23 protein-coding genes and 1 pseudogene are annotated in these 21,119 nt (G+C 55.6%); 9 read left to right on the plus strand and 15 right to left on the minus strand.

Annotation, left to right across the window (positions count from 1 at the left end):
* Nucleotides 1-12: 12 nt before the first annotated feature.
* The 4 genes from ABZO33_RS14710 to ABZO33_RS14725 form a co-directional block, all read right to left on the minus strand.
* Nucleotides 13-267, minus strand: a complete 255-nt coding sequence (locus ABZO33_RS14710; protein ID WP_414536619.1) for a hypothetical protein — start codon at nucleotides 265-267, stop codon at nucleotides 13-15.
* Between the two features lie 807 nt (nucleotides 268-1,074).
* Nucleotides 1,075-1,368, minus strand: a complete 294-nt coding sequence (locus tag ABZO33_RS14715) for a hypothetical protein (protein WP_414536620.1) — start codon at nucleotides 1,366-1,368, stop codon at nucleotides 1,075-1,077.
* Between the two features lie 166 nt (nucleotides 1,369-1,534).
* Nucleotides 1,535-1,831, minus strand: a complete 297-nt coding sequence (locus tag ABZO33_RS14720) for a hypothetical protein (RefSeq protein WP_414536621.1) — start codon at nucleotides 1,829-1,831, stop codon at nucleotides 1,535-1,537.
* Nucleotides 1,832-1,919: 88 nt separating this feature from the next.
* Nucleotides 1,920-2,138 (minus strand): hypothetical protein, encoded by a 219-nt coding sequence (locus tag ABZO33_RS14725; protein WP_259370177.1) that lies wholly within the window; start codon nucleotides 2,136-2,138, stop codon nucleotides 1,920-1,922.
* 271 nt (nucleotides 2,139-2,409) lie between these two features.
* On the opposite strand from ABZO33_RS14725, the gene ABZO33_RS14730 reads away from it, so the two are divergent.
* Together ABZO33_RS14730 and ABZO33_RS14735 are read left to right on the plus strand one after the other, a co-directional pair.
* On the plus strand, nucleotides 2,410-3,630 hold the full coding sequence (locus ABZO33_RS14730) for a zinc-dependent alcohol dehydrogenase (RefSeq protein ID WP_414536746.1): 1,221 nt from the start codon (nucleotides 2,410-2,412) through the stop codon (nucleotides 3,628-3,630).
* Nucleotides 3,627-4,949 carry an SDR family oxidoreductase gene (locus tag ABZO33_RS14735; protein WP_414536622.1) on the plus strand — a complete coding sequence of 441 codons (1,323 nt, stop codon included), beginning with the start codon at nucleotides 3,627-3,629 and terminating at the stop codon, nucleotides 4,947-4,949. Before ABZO33_RS14730 ends, ABZO33_RS14735 begins: the two co-directional genes overlap by 4 nt.
* A gap of 345 nt (nucleotides 4,950-5,294) precedes the next feature.
* Here the strand turns inward: ABZO33_RS14735 and ABZO33_RS14740 are convergent, their stop codons facing one another.
* Nucleotides 5,295-5,819 (minus strand): hypothetical protein, encoded by a 525-nt coding sequence (locus tag ABZO33_RS14740; protein ID WP_414536623.1) that lies wholly within the window; start codon nucleotides 5,817-5,819, stop codon nucleotides 5,295-5,297.
* 179 nt (nucleotides 5,820-5,998) lie between these two features.
* Here ABZO33_RS14740 and ABZO33_RS14745 point away from each other — a divergent pair, with 179 nt between their 5' ends.
* The gene (locus ABZO33_RS14745) at nucleotides 5,999-6,856 is read left to right on the plus strand and encodes an SDR family oxidoreductase (protein ID WP_414536624.1); all 858 of its coding nucleotides are present in this window, start codon (nucleotides 5,999-6,001) and stop codon (nucleotides 6,854-6,856) included.
* Nucleotides 6,857-7,070: 214 nt separating this feature from the next.
* Here ABZO33_RS14745 and ABZO33_RS14750 read toward each other — a convergent pair whose 3' ends face one another.
* Nucleotides 7,071-7,304 (minus strand): PLDc N-terminal domain-containing protein, encoded by a 234-nt coding sequence (locus ABZO33_RS14750; protein WP_023629589.1) that lies wholly within the window; start codon nucleotides 7,302-7,304, stop codon nucleotides 7,071-7,073.
* A gap of 190 nt (nucleotides 7,305-7,494) precedes the next feature.
* Between ABZO33_RS14750 and ABZO33_RS14755 the strand changes: the two genes are divergently transcribed.
* The 3 genes from ABZO33_RS14755 to ABZO33_RS14765 are packed head-to-tail and all read left to right on the plus strand — an operon-like array spanning nucleotide 7,495 to nucleotide 8,969.
* On the plus strand, nucleotides 7,495-7,998 hold the full coding sequence (locus ABZO33_RS14755) for a CinA family protein (protein ID WP_414536625.1): 504 nt from the start codon (nucleotides 7,495-7,497) through the stop codon (nucleotides 7,996-7,998).
* 11 nt (nucleotides 7,999-8,009) lie between these two features.
* Nucleotides 8,010-8,516: a hypothetical protein gene (locus ABZO33_RS14760; protein ID WP_414536626.1), complete on the plus strand. Its 507-nt coding sequence runs from the start codon at nucleotides 8,010-8,012 to the stop codon at nucleotides 8,514-8,516.
* Between the two features lie 9 nt (nucleotides 8,517-8,525).
* Nucleotides 8,526-8,969, plus strand: a complete 444-nt coding sequence (locus tag ABZO33_RS14765) for a DUF421 domain-containing protein (RefSeq protein WP_414536627.1) — start codon at nucleotides 8,526-8,528, stop codon at nucleotides 8,967-8,969.
* On the opposite strand, the pseudogene ABZO33_RS14770 reads toward ABZO33_RS14765, so the two are convergent.
* Nucleotides 8,953-9,102 (minus strand): annotated as a pseudogene (locus tag ABZO33_RS14770) (hypothetical protein); the annotation flags it as partial. The gene ABZO33_RS14765 and the pseudogene ABZO33_RS14770 sit on opposite strands and share 17 nt — an antisense overlap.
* 113 nt (nucleotides 9,103-9,215) lie before the next feature.
* Between ABZO33_RS14770 and ABZO33_RS14775 the strand changes: the two are divergent.
* The gene (locus ABZO33_RS14775; protein WP_414536628.1) at nucleotides 9,216-9,680 is read left to right on the plus strand and encodes a hemerythrin domain-containing protein; all 465 of its coding nucleotides are present in this window, start codon (nucleotides 9,216-9,218) and stop codon (nucleotides 9,678-9,680) included.
* A 69-nt stretch (nucleotides 9,681-9,749) separates the two neighbouring features.
* Here the strand turns inward: ABZO33_RS14775 and ABZO33_RS14780 are convergent, their stop codons facing one another.
* A complete protein-coding gene (locus tag ABZO33_RS14780; protein WP_414536629.1) occupies nucleotides 9,750-11,093 on the minus strand; it encodes a cation:proton antiporter in 1,344 nt (447 codons plus the stop codon).
* Nucleotides 11,094-11,251: 158 nt separating this feature from the next.
* Here ABZO33_RS14780 and ABZO33_RS14785 point away from each other — a divergent pair, with 158 nt between their 5' ends.
* Nucleotides 11,252-11,668 (plus strand): low affinity iron permease family protein, encoded by a 417-nt coding sequence (locus ABZO33_RS14785; protein ID WP_414536630.1) that lies wholly within the window; start codon nucleotides 11,252-11,254, stop codon nucleotides 11,666-11,668.
* Between the two features lie 45 nt (nucleotides 11,669-11,713).
* Here the strand turns inward: ABZO33_RS14785 and ABZO33_RS14790 are convergent, their stop codons facing one another.
* From ABZO33_RS14790 to ABZO33_RS14815, 6 genes are all read right to left on the minus strand, one after another.
* Nucleotides 11,714-12,103 carry a response regulator gene (locus ABZO33_RS14790; protein WP_414536632.1) on the minus strand — a complete coding sequence of 130 codons (390 nt, stop codon included), beginning with the start codon at nucleotides 12,101-12,103 and terminating at the stop codon, nucleotides 11,714-11,716.
* Nucleotides 12,104-12,184: 81 nt separating this feature from the next.
* Nucleotides 12,185-12,625 carry a DNA methylase gene (locus ABZO33_RS14795; RefSeq protein ID WP_414536633.1) on the minus strand — a complete coding sequence of 147 codons (441 nt, stop codon included), beginning with the start codon at nucleotides 12,623-12,625 and terminating at the stop codon, nucleotides 12,185-12,187.
* Nucleotides 12,622-12,846 carry a DUF2188 domain-containing protein gene (locus ABZO33_RS14800; RefSeq protein WP_414536634.1) on the minus strand — a complete coding sequence of 75 codons (225 nt, stop codon included), beginning with the start codon at nucleotides 12,844-12,846 and terminating at the stop codon, nucleotides 12,622-12,624. Before ABZO33_RS14800 ends, ABZO33_RS14795 begins: the two co-directional genes overlap by 4 nt.
* Nucleotides 12,847-12,877: 31 nt before the next feature.
* Nucleotides 12,878-13,024 carry a hypothetical protein gene (locus ABZO33_RS14805; protein ID WP_414536635.1) on the minus strand — a complete coding sequence of 49 codons (147 nt, stop codon included), beginning with the start codon at nucleotides 13,022-13,024 and terminating at the stop codon, nucleotides 12,878-12,880.
* Between the two features lie 43 nt (nucleotides 13,025-13,067).
* A complete protein-coding gene (locus tag ABZO33_RS14810; RefSeq protein WP_414536637.1) occupies nucleotides 13,068-13,361 on the minus strand; it encodes a DUF6555 family protein in 294 nt (97 codons plus the stop codon).
* Between the two features lie 243 nt (nucleotides 13,362-13,604).
* Nucleotides 13,605-17,726, minus strand: a complete 4,122-nt coding sequence (locus ABZO33_RS14815; RefSeq protein ID WP_414536747.1) for a CheR family methyltransferase — start codon at nucleotides 17,724-17,726, stop codon at nucleotides 13,605-13,607.
* Between the two features lie 446 nt (nucleotides 17,727-18,172).
* Here ABZO33_RS14815 and ABZO33_RS14820 point away from each other — a divergent pair, with 446 nt between their 5' ends.
* Nucleotides 18,173-18,562: an NUDIX domain-containing protein gene (locus ABZO33_RS14820; RefSeq protein WP_414536639.1), complete on the plus strand. Its 390-nt coding sequence runs from the start codon at nucleotides 18,173-18,175 to the stop codon at nucleotides 18,560-18,562.
* Nucleotides 18,563-19,547: 985 nt separating this feature from the next.
* On the opposite strand, the gene ABZO33_RS14825 is transcribed toward ABZO33_RS14820, so the two are convergent.
* Nucleotides 19,548-21,089, minus strand: coding sequence for a hypothetical protein (locus tag ABZO33_RS14825; RefSeq protein ID WP_414536640.1), 1,542 nt, complete (start codon nucleotides 21,087-21,089; stop codon nucleotides 19,548-19,550).
* Nucleotides 21,090-21,119 lie beyond the last annotated feature (30 nt).

A 21,119-nucleotide genomic window follows, 5' to 3' on the forward strand; every position in this document is an offset into this window, starting at 1 on the left:
TGGTTTGCTGCGTCATGAGCCTACTGCCTCAAGGATTTTGTTTACAAACTCGCAAACATGCCCCCAGTACTCAAGCCTGTTTTCCCAGAGATCCAGAAGTATCTGGCGGATCGCTAACGCTTCCACTGCCTGCCTGAAGCGCTTGAAACGATTACCTTCCCCTCTTTCCTTCTTTGAATCCTTGCTATCGACTGTAACGCGGGTGTCTTGGTTATTGTGCTTTTGCAGCTTAGTCCGAAGACGAGCTGCTTTCTTCAAATGCAACATGGTTGTAGCTCCTGGTGGTGGGAATTGCCGCCGCCAAAGCATTCCGGGCCGAATGGAACTACCAAGACACCACTACAAACCACAGTTCTGCTTGTCGATCTTGATTGATCAAGATCGATAAGCCGCCGCCGCCACGTACTACTCCACGTTGCCTCCCATTGCACCATCAACGAACAGCGAAACTCCTAGTCAGCGCTTAGGGTCGCAGTACCGCTCAGATCGAACGATAGGTGCAACCTTAGGGCAGCGGAACTTCACGTTCGCGCACAGATGCGACGCGAGGAACGGGTTGTTGCGGAGAGGTAGCTTTGATGAACATCAAAGCTGGCCGGTTACCCGACCACCAACTGCAAGCCCAGAGAATATGACCATGTTTAAAGAGCACTTGGGCGGTACGCCCAACAACATCTTTATAACCGTCACAGAACCGATATGCAAATAGAAGATGTCGTTCTGCCACTAAGACACTGATAGATAAGGAACAATCAGCCTGGCCGCGATGGGGCACATACCCACGATTCAGGGGTAAGTCGAATACCCTAAGCCCGCCGACCGCAATCGCTCCACGTAGGCGCCTGGCGACTACGTACAACCCAGAAACGAAAAAGCCCCGCAGACCTTAACCTGCGGGGGCTTCCCGATATATGGCGGAGAGATAGGGATCTGAACCTTAGGTACTGTTGCCAGTACAACGGATTTCGAATCCGTTTTCGGCCTCAAAAAAATTTGAGCGCAACCAAAAATAATCAACAAAATCAGCATGATAGGTTACTCATAACACAACACCATTCCATATCATCTGGGGGATCAATTCCCCCCAAAATTCCCCCAAGCTGCGTTATGCGTCTGCGGGGTGCGATGGTAATCAGCGCCAGCAACGGACCGAAGGAAACTGCGGTCGGCAAGCCGCCGCAGATCCCGCCATTCGCGCCAGTTTACTAAGCCGAGACGATCCAACTCGTCGGCCTCGCGCAGCAAATCTTCGTGGTAGGTGCTCGGGCAGTCGCGTCTTCGTCCAACATCGTCATAAAGTACAAACCAGTCGTTCAACGCGGCAAGTCGGAGTTGTGCCCAGCTTGTGTGCTCAATGATCGCGTTCATGCTGACAGCCCTTGCCCTCTTTGCAGATCGAGCGCTGATTCAGGCCGCCTTTCACTTGAAAGAAGCCGACGTTGGAAGTGCATGTACCAGCTTCAATGAGTTTGAGGAAACTATGGGGGCACGCTCGCAAACCTGGTGAACCAATTCGACGTCGGCACATCAGTGATCAAACACCGCCTGCCTCGGAAATGACCATTGGCCCATCGACCGCAACTTGCCGGCCATACCTGACGCCCCACACGAGTGCCCGGCCCATGCTCTCACCGGGGCGCCGGGCGTAAGCCCGCTCGCACACGACTGTGCCATCAACACGATAGACACCGATGAACAACTGAGTGGCCCCGGTGCGCGACAGGCGTGTCTGCACCTCCAGGCATTGGCCATGGTCGAGAGTCTCTTCGTAGACTTGGTGGTGCAGGATCGGATCGCACCATTGTCGGTAAGTGTCGCCTCTTCTTTTCATCGAGTTGCCCCTCATCGGTGTCGCGCCGGTAACAGGCATCAAGAAGACCTAGATGTCTGGGCTGGCATTCTGCCCCGCCAGTACCCGCTCAAGGCTGCTGGTAGTGACCTGGCGACGTGCCGGGCTCATGGTCATGCTCAAGCCGTTGCACCTGCACATCGGTGAACGATGACGCTTCGTTCCGGTGAAGGCCCTGCAGGTAGTCGCGAGCCGCCTCACGGCTTAAATCTTCCTCGTCAATACGCAGCTCGCAGGTCCCGGGTTGGTTGTCGAGTATGTAGCTGATCAAGTAAAGGTATCTGGCCATTTCAAGACCTCCCCTTGCTTCTTCTGAAAATGGGCGATTCAGTAGGGTTGAGCCGGATTTGTCTGGACCCGTTCAGCCCGGCAGACGACTGGCATCGACCCAGGGGTAAAGCCGGCGCTCTTTCCTTGCATTTAGTACTCGCGGCGGCCTGCCCCATGCAGGCGCCTCGTTGCCCAGGTTTACCACTGAAGGCTTCCGCCTGAACTTTACCTGCGCCGTCGACTTCCTCTGCTTAGAGCATCACCCCAGCCTCCAAGCAGGAGTTGAACCTATGCGAGCATTGACTTATCACGGCGCCCAGGACGTCAGGGTGGATACCGTTCCCGATCCAATACTCCAGGACGAGGACGACATCATTTTGCGGGTCACTGCGACCGCTATTTGCGGTTCGGACCTTCATCTCTATCACGGCAAGATTCCACAAACTGAAACAGGCGATATCTTCGGCCATGAATTCATGGGCATCGTCGAGGACACTGGCCGTGGCGTGACCAACGTAAAGGTCGGCGACCGCGTGGTGATCCCCTTCGTGATTGCCTGCGGCAGCTGCTTTTTCTGCCAGCTTGAGCAATTTGCCGCCTGCGAAACCACTAACACCGGGCGCGGTGCCATCCTCAACAAGAAAGGCATACCGCCAGGGGCTGCCTTGTTCGGCTACAGCCATCTTTACGGCGGCGTGCCTGGCGGCCAAGCCGACTACGTACGCGTGCCCAAGGCCAACACGGGACCGTTCAAAGTGCCTACGGCCCTGGCGGACGATCAGGTACTGTTCCTCTCGGACATTCTCCCGACAGCCTGGCAGGCGGTGATCAATGCGCAAGTCGGACGGGGTTCGACCGTGGCCATCTATGGCGCCGGGCCGGTGGGGCTGCTGAGCGCGGCCTGCGCGCGCATGCTTGGCGCGCAGACCATCTTCATGGTCGACGATAACGACTACCGCCTGGCCTTTGCCTGTGACGCATACGGTGCGGTGCCGATCAACTTCGAACAGGACGACGACCCCGCCGACAGCATCATTCGCCAAACCCCTGGCATGCGTGGCGTAGATGCCGTCATCGATGCGGTCGGCTTCGAGGCCAAGGGCAGCACCACCGAAACCGTGCTGACCGCGCTGAAAATCGAAGGCAGCAGCGGCAAGGCGCTGCGCCAGAGCATCGCCGCGGTGCGCCGGGGCGGCGTAGTCAGTGTGCCCGGCGTCTACGCAGGGTTCATTCACGCCTTCATGTTCGGCGATGCCTTCGACAAGGGCCTGACGTTCAAGATGGGCCAGACCCACGTGCAGCGGTTCCTGCCAGAACTGCTCGAGCACATCGAGGCCGGCCGGCTGGCACCGGAGCTGATCGTCACCCACCGCCTGGCGCTGGAGGAGGCGGCCATGGGCTACAAGCTGTTCGACCAGAAGCAGGACGATTGCCGCAAAGTCATCCTGGTTCCGGGCGCAGCGTCCGGCACCTTGGGTGCCGCGCACACAGTCGGGGGAACTCAGCCATGATCGAGCCGGCGACCGGCATGAAAGCCGGCGAACGCTACCGCGTTGAGAACGTGGAGCGGGTACATCCCTTCACCGGGTTCTTCCAGGATGGCAACTATTATCTGGGGCCGGAATTGCTGACCGCCGTCGGCTGGCTCGAAGGCCAGCGCTTCATCTACGACGAGCTCGATGCCACTGGCGAATCCGTGTTTCCCGGCCGTATGGCGGGCGAAATCAGTGACCTGGTCCTGACCTTGGTGGATGGCACGCCTCTCACGCTCTCCCTTATAGAGAAATGGCCACCCGAGGGTCAGCGCGAACTCGTCGAGATGCCGGAGCCGACGCCGGAAGAGAAAAGACCTCGGACCCAGGGTCCTCTGAAAGGCAAAGTGGTCGTCATCACTGGAGCCTCCAGCGGCATCGGCCGGGCAGCGGCGCTTGCCTTCGCTTGCCAAGGGGCTCGATTGGTACTGGCCGCACGGGATGAACAGGCGCTGTTCGAAGTGCTGGATGAATGCACCGAGTGCGGCACCGATGCCATGGCGGTCATGACCGATGTAACGCAGAGCGACCAGGTCGAGGCGCTGGCAGCCCAAGCTGCCGACTTTGGCCAAGGGCGCATCGACGCGTGGGTCAACAATGCAGGCGTCGGTGCCATCGGCAGCTTCGACCAGACGCCGCTCGCTTCCCACGAACAGGTGATACAGACCGATCTAATCGGTTACCTGCGCGGCGCCTACGTAGTGCTTCCCTACTTCAAGGCCCAAGGCTATGGCACCCTTATCAATACCTTATCGTTGGGTAGCTGGATCGCGCAGCCCTACGCCGCTGCCTATTCGGCTAGCAAGTTCGGCCTGCGTGGGCTGACCGAAGCGCTACGCGGAGAATTGACGGAATACCGCGATATCCATGTCTGCAACATCTACCCCGCGGTCATGGATACGCCGGGGTTTCGTGACGCTGGCAATTACACGGGTCACGCCATCTCTCCCCCTGGGCCGATTTATGATCCGCATCAGGTCGCTAATGCGATGGTGGCCTGCGCGATTTCTCCCCGTGCCCACACCACAGTTGGCGGCATTGCAAGGCTTGCGCATATCGCAAGCTACCTGATGCCGCGCCTTGCCAATTTCAACGGTTGGTTGAGCCGTCGCGGCATCCAGCACAGCCCGCCAGCCGCAACCTGTGACGGGAACCTATTCGCACCATCGCGCCGGGCACGGGGCGTGCAGGATGGCTGGCGTGTCAATCGACTGCATTCACCAGATCTGGTGACAGTAGCTGCCGTGGTACTGTTGGGTGGCCTTGCGTTGGCAATACTGCGACGCAAGCACCGCTAGCTCAGGGGCTGCGGCTCGTCTGTAAAGGCGGGCCGGCCCAGTCCCCTTGGGCCTGCGGCTCGATCTTCAACGTGAAACTACCAGTCAAATTTACCCGTAGTTCCTTCTGCATGATGTAGCGGAATTTAACCAGCCGCACGCCATTACCCAAATGGATCGACTCCCCTCTGTACTGCTTACTTCTGGTTCGCTGATTCCAATCAATACCGCGATTCCCTGGCTGTTCGGCTCACATGGCATCGCTGAAGTGCTCCTCTTTGAAGTGTAATGATGACGGTGCAAGCTGGTGGAGTGTCGAGCGGCCATGTCCTTCAATACAGGCGCTCGCCGGTGTGCGCCAAGGGATCACGCTAGCTGAATAAATACCGCATAGCCGCCCAGCACCACCCAGAACACCAAGAAGATCCATGGTGTGCGCAGTGAGAACAACAACGACTTGCGATGTCCTGCCTGCGAGGTTTCTGCTTCGCAGAACAGCGGCGATTCGTCATAGGCCAGGCCCATCAGGGGCTCGCTACGCAACAGATGGCTCTGTTTAAGCTGCCAGTGCTCGATGATCTTGTACGCCGCACGAATGCCCGGCCAGGCATTGAGTGAGCTCAGAACGCCCAGCAGGGCGAGGAACGGTGGAACAAGCAATGTGAACATCTCGCCCCAGCTCTGATTCAGATTGCCCATGGACGAAACAAAGGCGATCACCAGAAATGACTGAGCTGTCAGGTAGGCGTCGGTCCGATTGGCGAGGATGCTGGTTTCGTACTGGATCTCACGCCGGTAAAAGTCCAGGCGCTCTTTGGGCGAGCCAAACATGCGGGCGTTCTGCTCGCTGATTTCGTGCTCAGGGGTAGCAGGGGTAATGATCCGCGGCACGTGATGGCTCCTTGAAGGACAACTGATCAACCCTTGGTAGAAACGTTGGGATGCCAAAGATTCATCGCAACTGCAGATCGGGGACCGCCGGTCGCGCCGCGAGCGTATCCAGTCCAACCCTATGCGGTCGGTCGTTTCGAACAGTTATGTACCGTCCCGAACCTGCAGGAGCGACCGCTATGCGTAACTATCCTTCTCCGCCATTTCCCTCCCAGCCGCAGCCCGTCCCTGGCTCGCAGGCAAAGATGCAGCCGTACCCCGATTGTGGTGAACAGACTTACATTGGCAGCGGCCGGTTGCAGGACAAGGTCGCCTTGATCACAGGTGCTGACAGTGGCATTGGCCGAGCTGTCGCCATTGCCTACGCTCGGGAAGGTGCCGACGTGGCCATTGCCTACCTGGACGAGCATGACGACGCCAGGGAGACTGCCCGCTGGGTCGAAGCCGCTGGCCGACGGTGCCTGCTGCTGCCTGGCGACCTCGCGCAGAAGCAGCACTGCCAGGATATCGTCGACAAGACGGTGGGGCAGTTCGGGCGTATCGATATCCTGGTTAACAACGCAGCGTTTCAGATGACCCACGAGACGCTGGAGGAAATCGACGACGATGAATGGGTGAAGACCTTCGACATCAACATCACCGCGATCTTCAGGATTTGCAAGGCAGCCCTGCCATCAATGCCCCGGGGCAGTTCAATCATCAATACCAGCTCGGTGAATTCTGATGATCCTTCTCCCAGTCTGCTGGCATACGCCACGACCAAGGGCGCGATCGCCAATTTCACTGCGGGATTGGCGCAATTGCTGGGCAGCCAAGGAATTCGCGTGAACAGTGTTGCGCCAGGACCAACCTGGACTCCGCTTATTCCCTCGACGATGCCGGACGAAGCCGTGCAGAATTTTGGCTCCAAGACTCCGCTCGGCCGCCCAGGACAGCCGGTCGAAGTGGCGCCGATATATGTACTGCTTGGGTCTGACGAGGGCAGTTACATCTCCGGCTCGCGCTACGCAGTGACTGGCGGGAAACCTATCCTCTGAGCCGCGAGGCAAGGGGCCGCGATTGCGGTCCCGTTGTGGATTAATGTTTAGGCTGTGCATGGCTACGTGCGGTCTTTTGGGCCGTTGAGTCATGGTCTGTGCCTGTCGAGCCGTCCGGACGACGAGCATCGTTGTCCCGCTCCTGCTCTCCACTGACGAGCGGCTTTGCCACGTCGGTTTTTTGCGTTTTGTCTGTTGAAGGCATGCTCAGCACCTACCCTTTACTGTGTTCGGGCGAAGAAGGCCCAGTACCACGTTTAATACCGCGCGGCCCCATCACACCCCAGATAGCCAGGCCGACAACAGGCAGCGCTAACAACAGCAACGCCCACAACGCCTTCGTCACATCGGCCTTGTCACTGCGGAAAACGCTGACAATGGCCCAGAGATCAACTAGCAGGATGATCACTGCGACCGCGATCCAGAAATACGTCACAGGCTCGGTCATGATCGTTTCTCCTCTTTACATCTATGACAGGCCGCAGCGCTTGCGTTGCCACAACCCTATACCTCTGCAGAAGCCAGAACTTGGAACAAAGTTCAGAGGGTTTTTGCTCGGTCATGACCGGCGGGCCAACGCGCTGAACCAAACTCGCCGCAAACGCGTCCACCACAAAACAAGTAAGGGGTGACGTGTGATGACCGTAGATCCTGTAGTCGACGCACTGGTATACCTCAAGGCCCATAAGCTACTGCTCACAACTGCCGAATCTTGCACGGCCGGCGCAATGGTCGCCCTGCTGGCGGAGTTACCCGGCACCGGGGAGATCCTGGAAAGCGGCTATGTGGTGTATTCCCCTGCCGCCAAGCAGCGCCTGCTTGGGGTGAGCCCGCAGACCATCGAAAGGTATGGCCTAACCAGCGAAGCCGTTGCTTGGGAAATGGCTTTGGGTGCCCTGAAGGACAGCGATGCCACGGTCGCCATTGCTACCACCGGAGTTGCCGGACCCGCACCGCAGGGCGGCCCTCCACCTGGCACATTGTGCTTTGCCTGGGCGTTTGCTGGTGAGTCAGCAGCAGTGTTTACCCAAAGTCAGCGCTTCTTTGGCGAACGCGCGGATGTCATGCGCCAAGGCGCGCGCTTCGGCTTGTCGCGCTTGGCGCACTTTCACCAACGCTGGTTGCGTGGCGAGCACGCCTGAGGAACAGGAACATGGACGATGATGAGCTGCTTTCCAGGCACTATCCGGTGGAAGAAAACATGCGCATGCAACAGCGCGTGTGGCGCTTCGAACGCGTGGGGTGGTGGTGCCTGGTAGTGATGGTGCTGCTGGCATTGCTTGGCCTGTTTGGCAACGGCCCGCTCAGCGACGCAACAGCCATCAGCACTGACGGCCGCGTGCAGGTGGAATATCAACGCCTCAGCCGCAGCGGTACCACTGACAACCTGCGCATCACCGTCCGCGGCACGTCAGGGGAACCGGTGATGGTGTTGCTGGGCGGCAGCCTGCTGCGCGAAGCGAGTATAGAGACACTGCAACCTGAACCGCAGGCATCGCTTTCTCATGGAAAGGCCCTGCTGCTGCAGCTTGGCACCAGTCGAGACGGCATTGCCACGCTCTACCTGACATTGCGCAGCGAACATGTCGGGACGCTTGAAGGTGTCGTCAGGGCCGGGCCAAGCAGCACCGTTCGCTTTTCCACCTTCCTCTATCCGTAGGAGTGGGCCATGGACTCCATCCTTCGCGCAGCAGGCATGTATATCGCCCTGATGCTGCTGTTTCGTGTAGCGGGTCGGCGCTCGCTGGCAGACCTGACCACGTTTGACTTCGTTCTTTTACTGATCATCGGCGAAGCGACCCAGCAGGCCTTGTTGGGCGAGGACTTTTCCTTCACCAACGCGATACTGGTGATTGCCACGTTGATCGTGCTGGACGTGGGCCTGTCGCTCGCAAAGCTCAACGCCAAGCCCTTGGCGCGGCTGCTGGATGGGCACGCCACCCTGGTGGTGGAACAGGGACGCTTTCTGCATAGCCGCATGCGCCGGGCGCGGTTGACCGAAGACGACATCCTTGAGTCGGCACGGGACAGCCAGGGCATAGAACGTGTCGAGCAGATCAAATTCGCCATCGTCGAGCGAAACGGCAAGATCTCCATCATTCCGCAGGAGTGACCTCATCTTTGGGCCGCAGTAGGTACTCCATCAGGACGCAAGCACAAGCGGCTATTCCCTCCACCAGGACCATTTCGAAACCATGGGTGTTTTCGGTCGGAATGGCGATACACCCCGCTCGGGCGTCGGTACCGGTGTTCATCACCTCCCCCCGCCGGTGCGCTGATCGTCCGCTTGGAACCTTGCCGTTTGAACACCACTCCACCAGAAGCAACCGTGCTTTATCCACTGTCGAAGAGGTGACTCATGAATGCAATCGAATTGCTGATCCAGGACCATCAACTGGTCAAGAAGCTTCTCGAGGAGCTGTCCTCCACCACCGAGCGCGCAGTGAAAAAGCGTGCCGAATTGCTTGATCGTATCAAGCAAGAGGTAAGTATCCACACCGCGCTCGAAGAAGAAATTCTGTATCCGGCGATCAAGCAGGCCGGCGGCAAGGAAGAAGCGAAGATGTACTACGAAGCCAAGGAAGAGCACCGTACGGTGGACTCACTGGTCTTGCCCGACCTGCTGCATACCGAAACCGGTACCGTGGAGTTCGCCGGCAGGATCAAGGTAATGAAGGAGCTGCTGGAGCACCATATCGAAGAAGAAGAAAGCGAACTGTTCCCGACGGCAAAGAAGCTCTTGGGTAAACAGCAGTTGGAGGAATTGGGCCAAGCTATGGAGGCTCAGAAAAAGCTCCTCAAGAGCGAGCAACGCGCCGCCTGATGCAGGCCTGCGCGTTCGCTTAGGCGCGCAGGCCTTTTTACTCAAGGAATGTCGCTAGTCACAACGGTCTCACCCGCAGCGCGCTTTCCACGCGGTATATCGACTGATCAACGGCTGAACGCTCAGGCCATGAATCAAGATGCTCAATGCCACGACGGACAGCACCAGATTGGTACTTTCCCCTGCGAGAGATGCCGAAAGACCATGGTTCAACGCATAGAAGAGATAATACAGGCTGCCGATACCGCGGATGCCGAGCCATCCCAGCAGCCCCCGCTGCAGCAAATTCAACCCGCCCTCCGAAGAAAGAATGAACACGCTTAAGGGGCGGATGACTATGAACAACGCGCCGCCAATGTAGAGCGCCCGCCAATCCCAATGCTCCAGAAGAACGACGCCAAGCAAGGTCACCAGAAAGACCTCCATGGCCCGCTCGACTAGGCTACCAAACGCGAGCATATCGCCCAGCATGATACCGGCAGCAACCTGGGATTCGTCGAGTTCCCTGACATCGCCTTTGACGGCAACCTCCGGCGCCAGGTGCTGATGGCCCACGACAGGTTGCACCAGGTGCTCGGCAGCCGGTTCGAGGGGCCCGGCGGAGGTTTGAACCTCGGCCTGGCGCAGACCAAGCCCCGCCGCAAACACCGCGAGAAATCCATACCCCTGGAGCGCCTCGGCAACGACATAGGCCAGCGCGATCAGCGCCAGGGCTAGGTAATCGTTGGGCGACACCGTACTGTCTTCGTTGCGCGTGCGCAGGTACAGGGTCAGTGCTCCCAATCCGCGCCCCATCCAGTAACCAGACAGAACGCCGCTGGCCACCGCCCAGAGCATGTCCTTGACGAGCCATTCGCTCAGCCAGGGATGTGTATCACTCTGCTGCAGGATCAGACCCAGTATGACAAATGGGAAGGCAACGCCATCATTCAGGCCAGCCTCTCCAGATAAGCTGAATCGGACGGGGTCATCGTCCTGGGCGTCGGATACCTGTACGAGCGTCGCCAGGACCGGGTCCGTCGGTGCAAGGATTGCCCCGATCAACACCGCAGCGCCCCAACTCAGGTCAAGCAAGTAATGCAAGGTCAGGGACACGCCTGCGATAGACAACACCATGACTGGACCTGCCAGAACGAACGCAGTTCGCCATGGCCGGCTGCGCAAGGGCAAGCGTAGTTTCAGTCCGCTGAAAAACAGTGAGAACAACACCGCTACCTCGGTCAGGTGCTCAAGCCAACCACTCGATCTGGCGACCTCCAGATGGAGAAACCCCAGTCCAGGAGAGCTGAGCGCCATACCCAGCCCCAGGCAGACCAAAGAGGTCGTCACAGGCATCCAACGCAGGTACGAAGAAGAGAGCGCAAGCAGAAGTAGGACAGCGCCGAGCATGGCGAACCAGACGATGAAGGTCATCTGAGCAACTGCCTTGAAAAGTTCTCGATGAGCTTTCGACTGATGGCGGCGCGGGGACGTTCCGCCGTGCTTTCAGTCCCCATCGGTTCGCCAAATGTAAAAAAAGATTTCAAGGTTTTATTGCGGTCAAAACAGAAAGGCCCCAGGAGAAAAACATCATGAAATTCGCCAAGTTCTGCCAATGGCTCGCGAACCACGCCGGCAAGCCAAGCACATTTTTGATCGCCGTCTTTTTGATCGGTATGTGGGGGCTTTCAGGGCCATGGTTTCACTACAACGATACCTGGCAGCTCATTATCAACACCTCGACGACCATCATTACCTTCCTGATGGTGTTCCTGATCCAGAACACCCAGAACCGTGACAACGACATCATCCACGTGAAACTGGATGAACTGATCCGGGCCACAAAATCAGCCGCGCAATCGGTCTTGGATCTGGAGGATCTGGACAACCGACAGCTTCACGCACTGAGAAAAGAGTACCGAGCATTGGGCAGCAAATGCGAAGGTGAACCGGGTAAACCACTTGATCAACAGCCTGACGATTCCTTTCGCAACAACCACCAGCGCTGAATGCGCTCTTGATCGTTCATGGCGTAGCCACGGCTGCGCCAGATCTCAAGCCTTGAGAGAGCTTCTGATTGCTCCCGTGAGCTCCTCAAGGGACCAAGGCTTAAAGAGATAGCTGACCGGCGGCGTGACCCTCGAAGCATCAAGCTGATATCCGGAAGTAAGAATGGCCGGTAATCCAGGCCATTTTTCATGGGCCATAGAGATAAACTCCATACCCTTTATGCTGCCTGGTACGCCGTGATCGGCGACGATAAGCGAGCATTCGCCATTTATGCCCATCAGATGAATCAGGGCATCCTCAGCAGTGGTGAAGGCATCGCAGTCGGCACCGAGTTCCTGCAAGATATCTACAAGCACAGTACGGAGCGTTTCGTCATCCTCCACAACAACAATCCTCTTCCCTGAGAGCGATAACCCTTCTGTGTTGAGCCTCATTGGTCCATTCCAATCCATGATGGGTCTCGGAGTGTTCCATTCATTGATTGATGAGTCGATGGCGGCGAAGCGCCAGTCGATTCACGATCCTTGGCAAAGCTGGCTCAGTTCAGTAGAGGCCTCTCGCATAAAGATCTCAATGGTCTTAGGGCCCACGCCCTCAAAATCAAGCAGCCAGCGCTTGAACCCCTCAAGGTCTTGAGTACGCTTACGCAGATCTAGCAGTTGAGGACCTAATTGAGTTTTCAAAGTACCGGCCAGTGCGCGTAGCCGCCGCGCCGTGGACACGTCATAACGAGCATAACCCGCCTGGCCGAGGATTCTGACCAGCGTCGAATGCGGGCAAGCGGCCAGCTTATCCGGTGTATCGAGGCCTTGCTGATCAACCAGGAGTCGGAAGGCTTGGACTGCGACCGAACTGCGGATCCGCTTACCCATAAGAAAACTGGCAATCAGCCATCGGTATAGTCCGTTTTCGCCCGTCACCTCGATGCCCAGATCAGCTGCCGTAATGGTATTCAACCTTTGGTACGACGAGGATCAGCTGATCGCGGATAGGTCCGTTCCTCATCAATCGTGCCGTCGGCCTTGTGAATTTTCACCGACGCTTTCTTGCCTTCGAAGAACATTGAAAGCGCACTCACCAGCTCTTGTTTTGTCGCTGCCCGCATCGACGCGCGGTCTGCATTGACCTTTTTCAACTCCCATCCATCGGCGGACGGGCTCACATGATAGGTATCCATGGCGGTATTCCTTCGGGGATAAATTGCGAGCTCATTCAGCCTTGATTTCCTGCTCAGCCTCAACGCCATCAGTCTCATCAGCATCATTTAACGCCGGCGAAGTGGGCTTCAGAGGATCGTTGATGAAGGGAACGTTGCTTGGCCCTTTCTCTTCCGGGCCGTCAGTTGCAGGTTGCATGGTTTGCTCTCCAAGGCTCACTTTCAGCGGATGCAACGCCGAGCTATTTACGTTCGGCCGCTACTGAGAATTTGCTGATATCAATGGGTTGCGGAACAAACTCGGGCCCCTGCCCCGCCGGCCGCCACTGAACATTCGAGATACCGTAACGCTCAGCCATGGGGCGGCTGACCAGCTTGATCTTGTGCTGACCAAACCTCGGAATGATGCCGATGCCTGCGTCACAGCTAGCCCAGTGCCAGGCTATGGTGTTGTCCATTCTTTCAAGGCGAATAATGAATGTCCGACGCTCGCTGTGGAGCTCGTACTCAATCACATACAACTGCTGTCCAGCCACAAGAATCCCTCCCATTGAATCCACTCGCTATTGAGGTGGAAGGCGGTTGAAAAATTCCTTCGAAAAGCCAGACGGTAAATAAAAAAGGGGACAGCTCGCCGATGGCCCGTAGGGAGGCGGCGTGGAGCAGCCCGGCAGCGATCAGTGCTGCCGAGCCGATAGTAGCCCCTCGTGAGCCGGCACGATTGACATAACAGTTACAAATAAATGGCCTTTAAACATATCAGCGGGCGATAGATTTTCTCATCCGTTTTTACATACGGACTCAATTGTTTCAACTAGCTCGTCGTACTGAACTGGCTTGGTAAGGCAGCGCTCAAATTGTGTCCCTGAATCCCGGCGCTTGATGTCGCTCTCACCGTAGCCACTCAGCGCCACAGCGGGCGTGAAGCGGTGGTTTTTGTTTTCACGCAACGCTTTTATGAACTCATGTCCATCCATCTCGGGCATGCCAATGTCGGTCAGGATTACGTCGAACCGCTGGTCCCCGGCTGCGTGCAATGCCTCGGTGGGTTTGAGGAAACTACTAACCAGCGCATCTTCCATCTCCAGCAACATACGCATCACCTCCAACACTTCCGGCGAGTCGTCGACCAACAAGACCTTCAGGCCCTTGAGCCGCCCAATAGTTTCCTGTGAAACCTGCTTCTCAGCCTGGTCTGCAGGCATCTGGTTAGATAGCGGTAGTTCTAATGTGAATGTTGAGCCATGGCCCAATCCAGCTGAACGCGCAACCACCGACCCACCATGCGCTTCCACCAGTTGACGGACCAGCGCAAGGCCAATACCCAAACCATCTCGTTGATGGCTGGTATGTTTAGCCTGCTTGAACAATTCGAAGATGTTGGCCAAATCCGCTGGGGACAAGCCCACACCATTGTCGATTACGTCTAGCCGCAGCCTGCCTTCCGCTTGGCCGAGGATGACCTTTATCTTGGCGTCTCCGCTGCTGTACTTCAGTGCATTGTTGAGCAGATTCCATACCACTTGTTCAAGGCGGGTGGGGTCTCCGTCAACGATCAAGTTACTTCCAGCGCCCGGCACCTCCAGAGTTACTTGGGCCTGCGGGTACTCTTCTGTAGCGACAGCATGAATGCTCGTAACCAAAGCGACGAAATCCAGCAACTGCATTTTCAGCTTTAGCTTGCCGGTGCGAAGCCGTGCTACATCGAGCAGGTCGTCGATAATGCGAGCCTGGCTGTTGACCGCGTCGTTGATCGTAGCAATTGCCTTGCTCGCGTTAATGGTGTTTCTCACGGCAGGTAGGCGGCGAAGGATTTCAGCGTTGAGCTGAATAAGATTCAACGGGTGCTTGAGCTCGTGGGACATTACAGCAAAAAACTCGTCTTTGAGCATCAGGCTGCTTTGACTTTCCGCCAACTTGCGACACTGTTCATCATGTAGGCGCTTATGGCCCGTCAGGTCGCGAGCGATCTTGACGAAGCCTGGTGCCTCACCGCGCAGCCGGGCTGTTTCGCCACTGCAAAAGAAACGACTGCCATCCTTACGTACATGCCAGCGCTCATCCTCTGCTCGACCGTGCTCACGGGCCTGGGCCAATTCGGCATCAGGAATCGCCTTTTCGCAATCTTCGGATGTGAAGAGCAGCTTGTAATGCCTGCCGACGACCTCAGCAGCGTCATAGCCGAAGACCAGCCCGGCCCCTGTGTTCCAATCACAGATAATACCGTCCTCATCCAGGATCACGATGGCGAAATCATGGGTGCTTTCCGCCACCAAGCGCATTCGCTCCTGGCCAAGACGCAAGTCTTCCTCTGCCTCACGCCGCTTGGTGATATCGATGAAGGTCAGCACCGTACCGTCGATATGATCTTCGCTGGAACGATAGGGCAGCAGCCGAGCGATGTACCAGCGATTGTCGCTACTGCGAACCTCACGTTCCATCATCGTCAGCGATTCGTAAACGGTCGTAGCATCGTCCGCCAATTGCGAATACTCAAGACGGTGCGTGATGTCCAACAGTGAGCGGCCGGTATCAACAGGAAGCATGCTGAAGATATCCTTCGCCCGCGGCGTGAACCACCGGATATGCATGTTACGGTCGACGAATACCGTGGCAATGTCAGTTGAAGCAATCAGGTTAGCCAGATAGTCGTTAATCTTGTCAGTCTCTTCTACCTTGCTTTTTAGCTCGTAGTTTACCGTTAACAATTCTTCATTGATCGATTGCAACTCTTCCTTGCTTGTTTCCAGCTCCTCGGTAGCGGATCGCAACTCTTCGTTGATCGCTTGCATTTCTTCGTTAGAGGCCTTGAGTTCCTCGCTAGATATCTCGGACTGCTCGATGGTCTCCTGCAGGTGAAGCTTAGTACGCTGCAACTCACTTTCGAGATTAGTCAAAACTTTGCTTTCGGTCTGTTGATCGAGCTCCAGCAACTTCTCACCGACCATAACCGGAGCCATATTGAATACAATGGTACAAACTTCCTGCTCGGTTACATCGTCCTTGTATGGCCGGGCTGTGATATCGAGCCAAAAGTCACCTTCGCTGTCGTCAATGCGCACCTTGCGGGACAAGGTTGCTTTGCCGCTCTGCTGGGCCTGGAACAAGGTCGTGCGCAACTCCAATCGAAGTTCCGGAATGATGAGCACCATCACATTCCGGCCGACTTCACCAGTCACATACCGTAGGAAGCGGCCAGCTCCTGAATTCATATGGAGGATGTCGCCGTTGGTATCGACAATCATGCTAGGCGGCATTTCTTGCGCCATGGCCCGATTATGAATATCTGCGTAAGAAAATTTACGCTGCGTCGATACCATCGGCGCTGGCATCGCCAAACTAGATAAGGTGAAGCCCCCCCTAGGCATGGTGGGCGCGCGCCGGCTGATGCTAGCGCCGACTTTAGCCCGGAAGATACGGTTACGCTTGTCCACTGGAGTAAACAGTTCGGGGCAGGCATCGGCTGATTCCGAAGATCCCATGAAAAGGTATCCGCCTGGACGTAGCGCGAAGTGGAACATCTGCAGCATTTCTTTCTGGATATCCCGGTCCAGGTAGATAAGCAAATTGCGGCAGACGATTACGTCGATCTGCGAGAATGGCGGATCGGAAAGCAGACTGTGTTTGGCAAATAATACTTTCTCGCGAATTTCCTTCCGGACTCTGAAATGGTCATTCTCCTTGTGGAAGTATTGCCGCAGACGGGTAGGAGGAACATCGGTCACGATCGCCTCGGGGTAAAGTCCTGCTCTGCCAACGGCAATGGCTCGCTCATCAATATCTGTAGCGAAGACCTGCAGCTTAAGAGGCGCGGCCTCAAGCTTTTGGTGTTCGGCAGCGAGAATTGCCAAGCTGTAGGCCTCCTCGCCAGTGGAACACCCCGCAGACCAGATGCGCACCTCTTCGCGCGTCTCTTCTTGTCCGTCACTGGACATCAACGATGCAAGCACATGGCGTTCCAATGCCTCGAAAGCTTCTCGGTCGCGGAAAAAGTTTGTGACGCCAATCAGCATGTCGCCAAGCAGTTTCTTGGCTTCGTCTGGGGTTTCCTCGAGATGGACCAGATAGCTGGGCAAATCAGGCTGCGCGGTGACTTGTAAGCGGCGTTCTATACGACGCAGCACGGTGGCCCGTTTGTAATGCTTAAAATCATGACCGGTGCGCGAGCGAAGGGTACGCAAGATGTCTTGCAACACTCGTTCGGCGGTTTCACGGTCATGCTCGTTCGTCTGCTCCGAAACCTTCATATCATGAGGCGCCGGCAACTTGATGGACTGTGCATTGCGCCACAGGTCCAACAGCCTATGCGGGATATCTGCGACCGGGAGCACCGCATCTACCATGCCGGTGGCAATCGCGGCATGGGGCATACCGTCGTATTCAGCATCGTCCGGACTTTGAACAATGGTGATACCTCCCTGCTCCTTGATCCGCGCTAAGCCCACGGCCCCGTCGCTCCCTGTACCAGACAGGACCAAGCAGAAGCTGTACTCCTTGTGTACGTCAGCAAGGTCCCGGAAAAACAGGTCGATTGCCACATGCTTGCCCATTGGCCGGGTGGTGGGCACGACTCTCAGGTAGCCGTCATTCATCAGCAACTGACTGGCTGGCGAAATAACATAGACTTGGTTGGGCTCAATCCGAGACGTGCCAGTAACCTGAGTAACTGGCATGTCGGTGGAGGCCTGGAGAATTTGATCGGCAACACTTTCATGATCGGGAGACAAATGAAGGACAATCACGAACGCCATTCCATTTTTCGCTGGCATCTGCTCGAAAAAGACCTTCAAGGCGGCAAGCCCGCCGGCTGAAGCGCCAATCCCTACGACTGGGAAACACAAGTCGCTTGGCATTTTCTCGCCGCTTTCTCGTGGGCGGGAAGGTTTGGCTGTCCTTTTCATGACTGGCATCTCTGAATTCGTTAGCGCGCAAGCGTTCGAGGTTCGTTCACGGTTGACCTACAAGAGGCGGGAACGCTCAATTATAACAATGGCTAAGGCGCTGAGTGGCAGAGATGACAGCAGGCAGGCCTTGGCAAGACGGATCAAACGGCTGCAACGGCCCAACCTAGCCGTTTGAAGTCGACGATTTCCTACCCAGAGCGCAAATGCGTACCGTGCCAGTTGACAAAATGGTGCGGCGCGGGATGACGGGCTGTAACTGAGCCATGGCTCAGCGGAGACGTACAGCCACGCTCAAGGCACAGACGAGGCGGCTCTACCGACAACTGGACAACTGGACAACTGGACAACTGGACAACGGGACAACTGGACAACGGGACAACGGGTTGAACGCGAGAATTGGTTGGCATGTCCACTGAGCATGACCAGCGAAAAAGGGTGATTTTATGGCCCGCCATCACAGAACGCTCAAACTACGTGCGACTGTCATTTGTCTTTGCGACGGAGAGATCTTGCTAGTACGCAAGCGCGGGCGAAAATGGAATTTCCCCGGCGGCACAATTGAAGCGGGTGAACTGCCTGTAGAGGCGGCAATGCGCGAAATGGAGGAGGAAGCATCGCTTCAGTTAGAAGGCCTGCTGGCGCTGTGCACACTAAATATTTGCAACCGAACGCATTACATTTTTACTGCGCAGCTGGATAGCAAGCGTCATGTGGCTGCCAATCATGAAATATGCGCATGCAAATGGATACGACATGATGGTCTTAATCATTGCTTCCTAACGACAATGGCTACGGCTCTGGTAGCCACCCAATTGCCAGTATTGTCGCGATGACACGAGTATCTTGATCCTAGCGTCGGTCTGCGAAATCTTGGGCAAACTTTCGGCCCGGGCTGGTTTCGCTAAGCGAGGCGGCTTTGAATGCTTGAATAGACTATCCCCTGCCCACTCGTCCATTTGTTTGACCCCACAAGAAGGCCAAGCATCCAAATTATATATAGGCTAAGGCGGGAAGTAGTTATGCGCACCCTAGGATTAGAATACTGGCGATGGGTGGATACACACCTGCACATCCTGAGACATGAGGAGGAGCTGTCTGATGGGACGACGATAGACGTCCAGGCCCGCACCTCTAGGGCAGGATCTATTCAATTGTTCATCGGTGTGTACTCTGAATCAGGTAGAGCTATTCGCGAAGAGTCCTATGCTAAACGCCCAGGTGAGAACGTCGCTCGTGCGCTTGCCTGGGGAGTGGAGCGCGCACGATGGATCGCTTCAAGAACCCTATTCGTAGTGAAGCAACCTCAGTAGCCGAGGACAGGCTTCGGCTAGGACCGCCATTTGCGCAAAAATGTGCTGCCGCTTTGACGTTCACAGCGCTGGCATTTTTTGGCCGCCGCGCTGAAATAAAGCCAGCTCGATACGTTGAGTGGAAGGTCCAGCTAAGTGTAACCGTGGGAAATGCGATTTTTTTTAATTTCGCGGGTGTGTAAATACGCCTGGGCGATCGGTGGGGGAACGCAAAAGCTACAGAGATTTGCCCTACCCCCCTCCGTTCTACGGAGATGGGCGATTTTCAGGCGAAAAATACGCTACTTTTCTATAGCTATAACAAGCAAATGTGCTAGCTCGGCTGACCCTTGCGGTTAAATTTCTGTCGACACAACGATGGAAACGACTGTTTCAAATACGTTTTTCGGCTGAAAAAATGGCATTTCTGTATGCGAACCGTCTCAAAACATCCCACAAAAACCAAAAAATCAGCGCGTTGCTAAGCCAGGCTCCATGATCCAAGCCTGGGGTGCTAGATACATCGTCCCTAGATGGCGGTTACACCCCTTGCTAAAAGACGATCTTTTAAACTGGCACCATAGGCCATCACAGCCGCATCCACATCGTCGCCTTCAGGCACTAGGATTTCTCCCAAATACTCTGATCGATAAAACTCGCCATACATTTTCTCTTCATCGACTCGAGCCACCTCCCCATGAAATGCCGCATAACACACTAGGACTTTCTTTTGAAGCCTCACACAAAAACTAAATATAACCGCATCCGGATCAGCATCGACCGTAGGCCTAGCAGCAAACTCAAAAGAAAACTTCGGTGAATAATTATCCCCAACATGCGAGAGAAACCCTGTACGAGACACATCGAACACATCGCCTAATCTAACCAGCTCTTCACCCAACCCAAGCGCAACGAGTCTAAGATACAATATCTCAGCCACTGCGCTTATAGCATCATAATTCTCCGGAACAGTCACATCTGCATCGACGGTGAGGCGCAGAGGGCTTCCTTCATCCCCATCTAAAACCACCTCAATATAGGTGTTTTGGGCATTAACAGCCTCCCCCATATAGCGTACAAACCCTCTTACCTCATCAATCCCGACCAAGCTTTCATAACTAAAAATATCAGACTCATTTATTTCGAAGCTTTGATCATCAAATCGATAAAGCACATCGAACAATGAGGTCTTGAATCTAACTGCGGCAAACTCCTTTGGAATGGATGGCGGCGCCGCATACATTGTGGTCTTAAACTGGTAGACGGCTCCATAAGGGGATGTACGCAGGCGTAGGACACCTCTCATCAGCCTATCTGGTAGCGGCCTTATAGTAGTGGGCATATTCGAGCTGGAGCTAATTGGCTCAGTATCCGCGATACCGAATGGCGCCTTATAAATGCGTGAATCTACATTAAATTCCGCTTCGTATCCGAGAAGGCAGTCGACCATAGCTCTAAAATCTTGCTCGCTCTTGAACTGCATATTGGCGCGCAACGAGCCACCTTCTCGCTGAATATCTTTTATCCACTTAGCCTTATTGCCAACATAATTTACATATGACTCACCCAGCATGCTTTCCAGATAATTTCTAAGCCCCGAACCTGAAAGCCCAGCTATTGCTACACCCTTATCAAAGCGCAGAGAATATTTTGCTTTATTTATTTTAAGGTCTTTCTGCGACACATCTCGCTGCCTCAGAGACCTTAAAATCTCTATGGACTCAAGCTTCCCTAGATGCACCGCATGCATCGACACAGGAGATAAGCCATCTTTAAATCTCAGCAGAAAAACGAATGTAGGTCCGCCATATTGAATTAAGCTTAAAAGGCTACTATAGCTCATCTGAACCGACAAACTGTCGCCCATAGTAGCCTTAACTTGAATACGATAAGCCGCGCGTGAATAATTACCATAGTTAATCGCAAGTGGGCTTGAGTCTTCGACGACAAAATCCCAGCCCGCTTGATCATCGCTGGAAGGGTTGACCACCAGTTGAGCATCTTTTGCGAGTAAGCGAAAAAAACTCTCACCCATCCCACCCAAATTTTCAGAACGCCGTTCTCTAGACATCCAAATCCCTACCTGCCGCCTGACTGTGCT

This window comes from Pseudomonas sp. CAM1A, from assembly GCF_047501685.1.
In the GTDB taxonomy this organism is placed as follows: domain Bacteria; phylum Pseudomonadota; class Gammaproteobacteria; order Pseudomonadales; family Pseudomonadaceae; genus Aquipseudomonas.